7 protein-coding genes are annotated in these 6,199 nt (G+C 71.4%); 4 read left to right on the top strand and 3 right to left on the bottom strand.

Annotated features, from left to right (window positions below; genetic code table 11):
* Positions 1 to 1,119: 1,119 nt before the first annotated feature.
* The 3 genes from KBX37_RS33080 to KBX37_RS33070 all read right to left on the bottom strand — a co-directional run bounded on the left by KBX37_RS33080 (position 1,120) and on the right by KBX37_RS33070 (position 1,958).
* On the bottom strand, positions 1,120 to 1,371 hold the full coding sequence (locus KBX37_RS33080; RefSeq protein ID WP_154941248.1) for an SCO4848 family membrane protein: 252 nt from the start codon (positions 1,369 to 1,371) through the stop codon (positions 1,120 to 1,122).
* Between the two features lie 122 nt (positions 1,372 to 1,493).
* A complete protein-coding gene (locus KBX37_RS33075; protein WP_210779756.1) occupies positions 1,494 to 1,730 on the bottom strand; it encodes a hypothetical protein in 237 nt (78 codons plus the stop codon).
* A gap of 27 nt (positions 1,731 to 1,757) precedes the next feature.
* A complete protein-coding gene (locus tag KBX37_RS33070) occupies positions 1,758 to 1,958 on the bottom strand; it encodes a hypothetical protein (RefSeq protein ID WP_210779755.1) in 201 nt (66 codons plus the stop codon).
* 285 nt (positions 1,959 to 2,243) lie between these two features.
* Between KBX37_RS33070 and KBX37_RS33065 the strand changes: the two genes are divergently transcribed.
* The 4 genes from KBX37_RS33065 (at position 2,244) to argS (ending at position 6,057) form a co-directional block, all read left to right on the top strand.
* Complete coding sequence (locus KBX37_RS33065; RefSeq protein ID WP_210779754.1) at positions 2,244 to 2,681, top strand: PRC-barrel domain-containing protein; 438 nt, start codon at positions 2,244 to 2,246, stop codon at positions 2,679 to 2,681.
* Positions 2,682 to 2,731: 50 nt separating this feature from the next.
* A complete protein-coding gene (locus KBX37_RS33060) occupies positions 2,732 to 2,899 on the top strand; it encodes a hypothetical protein (RefSeq protein WP_210779753.1) in 168 nt (55 codons plus the stop codon).
* 94 nt (positions 2,900 to 2,993) lie between these two features.
* Entirely contained in the window at positions 2,994 to 4,049 is a 1,056-nt protein-coding gene (trpS, locus tag KBX37_RS33055; protein WP_210779752.1) for a tryptophan--tRNA ligase, read from the top strand.
* 289 nt (positions 4,050 to 4,338) lie between these two features.
* Positions 4,339 to 6,057, top strand: coding sequence for an arginine--tRNA ligase (gene argS / locus KBX37_RS33050; protein WP_210779751.1), 1,719 nt, complete (start codon positions 4,339 to 4,341; stop codon positions 6,055 to 6,057).
* Positions 6,058 to 6,199 lie beyond the last annotated feature (142 nt).

The raw sequence follows: 6,199 nt of genomic DNA, 5'->3' as shown, positions 1-6,199 counted from the left end.
GTTAAGCACGCCGCCAGCGTTCGTCCTGAGCCAGGATCAAACTCTCCAACAAAAACTTGTCGAAAAACTGTCCTGACAACAAAAGTGTTGCCAAAGGAATCCCAACCAACAGCACTCCCGAAGAAGAGCTGCCAGTCCGGGGTATAAATCATAATTGGCACTGGCTTTTCAAGCACCCTGTTGAGTTCTCAAAGAACAACCACACACCGCCCGGAAACCCCCCGAAGAGGACCCCGACCCGGGGCATTCTCGCTCTGTCGTGGCCGCCGCTCTCGCGCCGGGCACTTTTACTACGTTACCTCACCGTCTTCCCCGTGTCAACCGGTGTGTCCCGGTCCATCACGCTTCGTACGGGTTGGCGCCCACGACCACGCGCAGCGGTCACCCGCAGCGCTTGATCATCGGATTTGGCAGGCCGGCCGCTGCGGTCTCCCGCAAGCTCGCCCGGTGCCCTGCCGGTCGACAACCTTACCCGGTCGGTTCCGCCTCGCCAAATCCGCCTCGCAGCGTCTTCGGGGCACCGCCCGGTCCCAGGCTCCGAGGGGTACAACCCTTCGGTGCCGGGAGTTCTTCCCGCGCTCCGGCCTCCAGGTCTTTCGCCCTGTTTCGTCCGTTCCGCGCTGGCAGAGAGAAAGTTACGCGTCTGCGGGTTTGATCGTCAAATCCAGGGGTAGCGTCCCCCGTCACATCATCTTCCCTCAACTATCCCCGCAGGTCAGGCGTTTCGCGCCAGCGCGCCGGAGGTCGAGGTCCCGCCGACAGGGGTAGCAACACACGGGGCGGACGGAAGATTCCGGGACGCCGCTGAAGGCATGACACCGCGGGTGAGGGACCGGCGCGACGCGGCTCCAGCTCGGCATGTTCCAGCGCGGCGTGCTCCCCCGCGCTGAGACGGGCCAGGCAGCTGAGTTCGCGGCCGCTGGTCTGCCGCTCCCTCCAGGGAAAGGAGCCCGGTGGTTGCGCACCACGGGCCAGGGAAGAGGAGCCCGGTGGTCCCGCACCATGGGTTGGAGAGTTGACTGCGCGCTTCAGGCTGGAGCGGAGGTCAGAAGGTCACCCCGCCGTCGCCGGAGCTGACAGGCCAGGGAGCGGCCTCGTTCAGTGGGGGGACCCGGCGGGTCAGGCGGACCGCCGGCGGGCGGCGAGCCAGCCGCGTACGCCGAGCACGCCGACGGTCGTGCCGATCGCCAGCGACGTGGCGATCAGCAGGGCGTGCACCCAGAGGAAGCCGGTCGGTGTGCCGTCGCCGACCGTGCCGGTCGACCAGGCGCGCGGGTCGTTCCAGATGGCGACCGCGAACCGCGGCCAGATCACCCAGCTCCACACCCCGACCGCGACGAGGAACACGGACCAGCCACGGGAGAGCACCATGGCTGGCCAGTATGCCAGCGGACGACGCCCGGCCGACCGGTACCCGCAGCTCAGTGTGCCGCCCACCGGCCGCTCGGTCCCCCGGAGCCCGCGACGGGCACGGACCCCGGGACCGGGAGCGGTCAGAAGCAGGTGCCGATGCCACCGATCGCCGGGTTCGCCCGGTCGTGGTGGTGCACGGTGCCGTCCGGGTCGGCCATCAGCGCGCCCCAGATGATGCAACCACCGCGGACGTACGCCCGGGTGGGGCCGGCCGCGAACGGCCGGTTGCCGTCGTCGGTCCGGGTGGGCAGGTACTGGGCGGCGAGGTAGACCTGGGTACGGGTCAGCATGCCGACGTACGCCGCCTTCACCGTCACCGTGCAGCCGTACCCGGTCACCGGGTTTTAGAGCAGGTGCACGGTGCCGAGCCGGGCGCCGGTCGCCTGGTTGCGGATGGGGTCCTGGTCGATCTCGGTGTGGCCGAGACCGCAGAGCGACTGCGCGGTGTACGGGTTGACCGCCGCCTGCGCCGACGCCCCGCCGGCGCCGACGAGACCCACCGCCAGGGCCGTCACGATTCCGATACGCCGAATGGTGCGAAACATCTGCGTCCCCTTTCTCGGTGCTGCCGGATGCCGGACCAGAATCGTCGGCGGCACCCGCCGGACGAATGTGCTAAGTGGACACTGCCCGCCCCGGCCGGGTGTGCGTGGAAACGATCACAGCGTCGCTGACCAGCGGTCCGACGGCGGAATAAATAGACGCTCACCGAATATGACGTACTTCGCACCGCACGCATTCGTGTGAACGAAGAAATTGCCGTCCCGTTTCCCGCGCGCCCGAGCGGGGCACTCCGGAGGTGGACGACGACGAATCGGAGGTGTCCGCAGATGCAGCCGTTCAACCCGTGGACCTGGCGCGATCCGGCGGCGCTCGCCGGCGGGTACGACCGGGCGGACCCGGGCGAGGAGCCCCGGCGGCGGACCGAGCACGACGGCCCCGACGCTCCCGGCCCGGGGACCCCGGTGGACCTGGTGGGCTACCGGGTGGAGGCCACCGACGGCCGGATCGGCGCGATCGACGAGGCCAGCGACGACGCCGACGCCCGCTACCTGGTGGTGGACACCGGGCCGTGGATCTTCGGCCGCAAGGTGCTGCTGCCGGTGGGCACGATCGCCCGGGTCGACCACCTGGAGCGGGTGGTGCACGTCGACCGCACCCGGGAGCAGGTCAGGGAGTCGCCGGCCTTCGACCCGGACGCGTTCGGCGAGCCGGCCTACCGCCACCGGGTGGGCAGCTACTACGAGGAGAGCTACCGCAGGGGCTGACCCGATCGGCCGGGCCCCACGGTCCGCGTCGGTGCGGTTACCGTGGACGCATGGTCCGGCCGGTCACCCTCGCGCCGGAGGCCGTCGACGGCCTCCCGCGTGACCTCCTGCCGTCCTTTCCGAGCGGCCCCGGCGACGGCCGGGAGCGGATCCTCGACGTGCTTCGTGCCGGTGGGTTGCGGTTCCGCGCCGGCGCGCGATGGCGGTTCGTGCTCTGACGAGCCGACCCACCGACCCTCAGGCGACCACGCCCCGGGTCGATCGCGCGCGCGTGCACGTCCCGTCAATCCTCGGCACGAAAGGCCCATCATCATGTCCGTTGCACGGATGCTCACCGGGGACCGCCCCACCGGGCGGCTGCACCTCGGTCACTACGTCGGCAGCATCGCCAACCGGGTGGCGCTGCACCGACGGTACGAGAGCTACTTCATCATCGCCGACCTGCACATGCTGACCACCCGCCACCGCCGCGAGGACATCGCCCAGGTGTCCCGCAACGCCCGGGAGATGGTCACCGACGTCCTGGCGTGCGGGGTCGACCCGGCCCGGGCGACGTTCTACCTCCAGTCCGCCATCCCCGAGGTCGGCGACCTGAACACGCTGTTCCAGAACCTGGTCACCGTGCCGCGCCTGGAACGGGTGCCATCGGTGCGGGAGATGGCCAGGGACGCCGGCCGCGCGGAGATCCCGTACGGCCTGCTGGGCTATCCCGTTCTCCAGGCCGCCGACATCCTCTGCGTGAAGGCGCAGGTGGTGCCGGTCGGCAAGGACAACGCGGCGCACGTCGAGGTGACCCGCGAGATCGCCCGCCGCTTCAACCACCTGTACGGCGAGGTCTTCCCGGTGCCGGAGATGATCGCCTCCGACACGCCCACCCTGGTCGGCACCGACGGCCAGGGAAAGATGAGCAAGAGCAGGGGAAACGCCATCGCGATCGCCGACGACGCGGCGACCGTGCGCCGCAAGGTGATGGCCATGTACACCGACCCGAACCGGGTCCGCGCCGACGTGCCGGGCACCGTCGCGGGCAACCCGGTCTTCGCGTACCACGACGTGTTCAACCCGGACCGCGCGGCGGTGCGGGAGCTCAAGTCGCGTTACCGGGCCGGTCGGGTCGGCGACGTCGAGGTCAAGGAGGCCCTGGCGGCGGCGCTGAACCGGTTCCTCGACCCGATCCGGGAGCGTCGCGCCCGGATCGAGGCCGACGCCGGCCTGGTCGACCAGCTGATCGTGGACGGCACCGAGCGGACCCGTGAGCAGGTCCGCCGGACCGTGGTCGAGGTCCGCCGGGCGATGGGGCTGACCGGGGCGTACCAGCAGGTGCGGCGCCGGGCCGAGCGCGCGCGCAAGGCCGCCGCCACTGCCTGACGGCGACGGTACGGCGACCGGGCCGGCCGGGGAACGCGGTGTACACGTCGCCGGCCGGCCCGCTAGGCTCTCCGACATGACCAGCGCGCCTGCCCACACCACCGGACCGTCCTGTGACGTCCAGGTCGGTGCGGAGCGACGCCGGCGATCCGTCGCCCGCCCGCGCTGACCTTTTCCCTGCGACCGGCGGATCGAGCCGCCGGTCATCGCCGTTCGTCCTCGGTCCGCCCGCATTCTCCCGTGTCCAGATCCGCGTGACCGCGCGGATCCGAGCGAGATCGGCGTACCCATGGATCTTGAAAGACTGCTCACCGACCGGCTGGCGCCGGCGTTCGCGACCGTGGCCGGCGGCCCGGTCGACCCCCTGGTGCGGCGCTCCCCGCGCGCGGACTTCCAGTCCGACGCGGCGCTGGCGCTGGCCCGGCGGCTCGGACGCCCGCCGCGCGACATCGCCGCGGCGGTGCTGGACCACGCGAAGCTGGACGACGTCTGCGCGGCCGCGGAGGTCTCCGGGCCGGGCTTCCTCAACCTGACGGTGGCCGACCGGACGCTGGCCGCCCTGGTCTCCGGGCTGGCCGGCGACGACCGGCTCGGCGTGCCGATGGCGCCCGCGCCGGAGACCGTGGTGGTCGACTACTCGGCGCCGAACGTGGCCAAGGAGATGCACGTGGGGCACCTGCGCTCCACGGTCATCGGCGACGCCGCGGTCCGGCTGCTCGACTGGCTCGGGCACCGGGTGGTGCGGGTCAACCACCTGGGGGACTGGGGCACCCCGTTCGGAATGCTGATCGAGCACCTGGTCGACCTCGGGGAGGCCGAGGCGACGCAGGAGCTGTCGATGGGCAACCTCGACTCGTTCTACAAGGCGGCCCGGGTGAAGTTCGACGCCGACGAGGCGTTCCGGGAGCGGTCGCGGCAGCGGGTGGTCGCGTTGCAGGGCGGCGACGAGCGGACGCTGCGGCTGTGGCGGCTGCTGGTGGAGCAGTCCGAGCGGTACTTCCTGACCGTGTACGAGCTGCTCGACGTGACGCTGACCCGGGACGACTTCCGGGGCGAGAGCGCCTACAACGACCGGCTGGGCGGGGTCGTCGACGAGCTGGACCGGCTCGGGCTGCTGCGCCCCAGCGACGGCGCGGACTGTGTCTTCCCGCCCGGGTTCACCGGCCGGGACGGCGAGCCGTTGCCGCTGATCGTGCGCAAGGGCGACGGCGGTTACGGCTACCCGGCCACCGACCTGGCGGCGCTGCGGCACCGGACCGACGACCTGGGCGCGACCCGGCTGCTCTACGTCGTCGGCCTGCCGCAGCGGCAGCATTTCGCGATGGTCTTCGCCGTCGCCGAGGCCGCCGGGTGGCTGCGCCCGCCGACCCGGGCCGTGCACCTCGGCTTCGGCTCGATCCTCGGCTCCGACGGGCGGATGCTGCGCAGCCGGGCCGGCGGCTCGGTGAAGCTGGTCGGGCTGCTGGAGGAGGCGGTCGCCCGGGCCACCGAACTGGCCCGGACCAAGAACCCCGAGCTGGACGCCGAGGCCGCCGCCGAGATCGGCCGGGCCGTCGGCATCGGCGCGATCAAGTACGCCGACCTGGCCACCGACCGGGCCCGGGACTACGTGCTGGACTGGGAGCGGATGCTCTCCCTGGACGGCAACACCGCGCCCTACCTCCAGTACGCGTACTCGCGGATCCGGTCGGTCTTCCGGCGGGCCGGGACGGACGCGCGGCCGGACGCGGAGGTCCTGCTCACCGAACCGGCGGAGCGGGCGCTGGCGTTCGAGCTGCTCGGCTTCGCGGGGGTGGTCGCCGAGGTGGAGCGGACCCTGGAGTTCCACCACCTGGCCGGCTACCTGCACCGGTTGGCCAGCACGTTCAGCGCCTTCTACGAGCGCTGCCCGGTGCTGCGCGCCTCGGGCGAGCTGCGGGAGAGCCGGCTGGTGCTCGCCGACCTCACCGCCCGGACGCTGCGGCAGGGATTGCACCTGCTCGGCATCCGGACCGTCGAGCGGATGTGACCGGGTGGCGCGCGGCTAGTAGTACTTTGTCATGATCGGATGGGGTCTAGGGGTTTTCGTCTGGTGGGGAAGCGGGTTTTGCAGGTGGGGCAGGCGCCGGCGAGGCGGACGAGGAGATGTTGCAGGTCGCGGAGGACTGCGT

The sequence above is a fragment of the Micromonospora sp. U56 genome (assembly GCF_018070095.1).
Taxonomy (GTDB): Bacteria; Actinomycetota; Actinomycetes; order Mycobacteriales; family Micromonosporaceae; genus Micromonospora; species Micromonospora purpureochromogenes.
This window is presented reverse-complemented; position numbering and strand designations above follow the sequence as displayed.

What these genes read in the sequence shown, in the direction of transcription:
- KBX37_RS33070 (WP_210779755.1), bottom strand. Translation starts at nt 1,958, where the DNA reads ATGTTTCGCACCATTCGGCGTATCGGAATCGTGACGGCCCTGGCGGTG.
- trpS (WP_210779752.1), top strand. Translation starts at nt 2,994, where the DNA reads ATGTCCGTTGCACGGATGCTCACCGGGGACCGCCCCACCGGGCGGCTG.
- argS (WP_210779751.1), top strand. Translation starts at nt 4,339, where the DNA reads ATGGATCTTGAAAGACTGCTCACCGACCGGCTGGCGCCGGCGTTCGCG.
- KBX37_RS33065 (WP_210779754.1), top strand. Translation starts at nt 2,244, where the DNA reads ATGCAGCCGTTCAACCCGTGGACCTGGCGCGATCCGGCGGCGCTCGCC.
- KBX37_RS33060 (WP_210779753.1), top strand. Translation starts at nt 2,732, where the DNA reads ATGGTCCGGCCGGTCACCCTCGCGCCGGAGGCCGTCGACGGCCTCCCG.
- KBX37_RS33080 (WP_154941248.1), bottom strand. Translation starts at nt 1,371, where the DNA reads ATGGTGCTCTCCCGTGGCTGGTCCGTGTTCCTCGTCGCGGTCGGGGTG.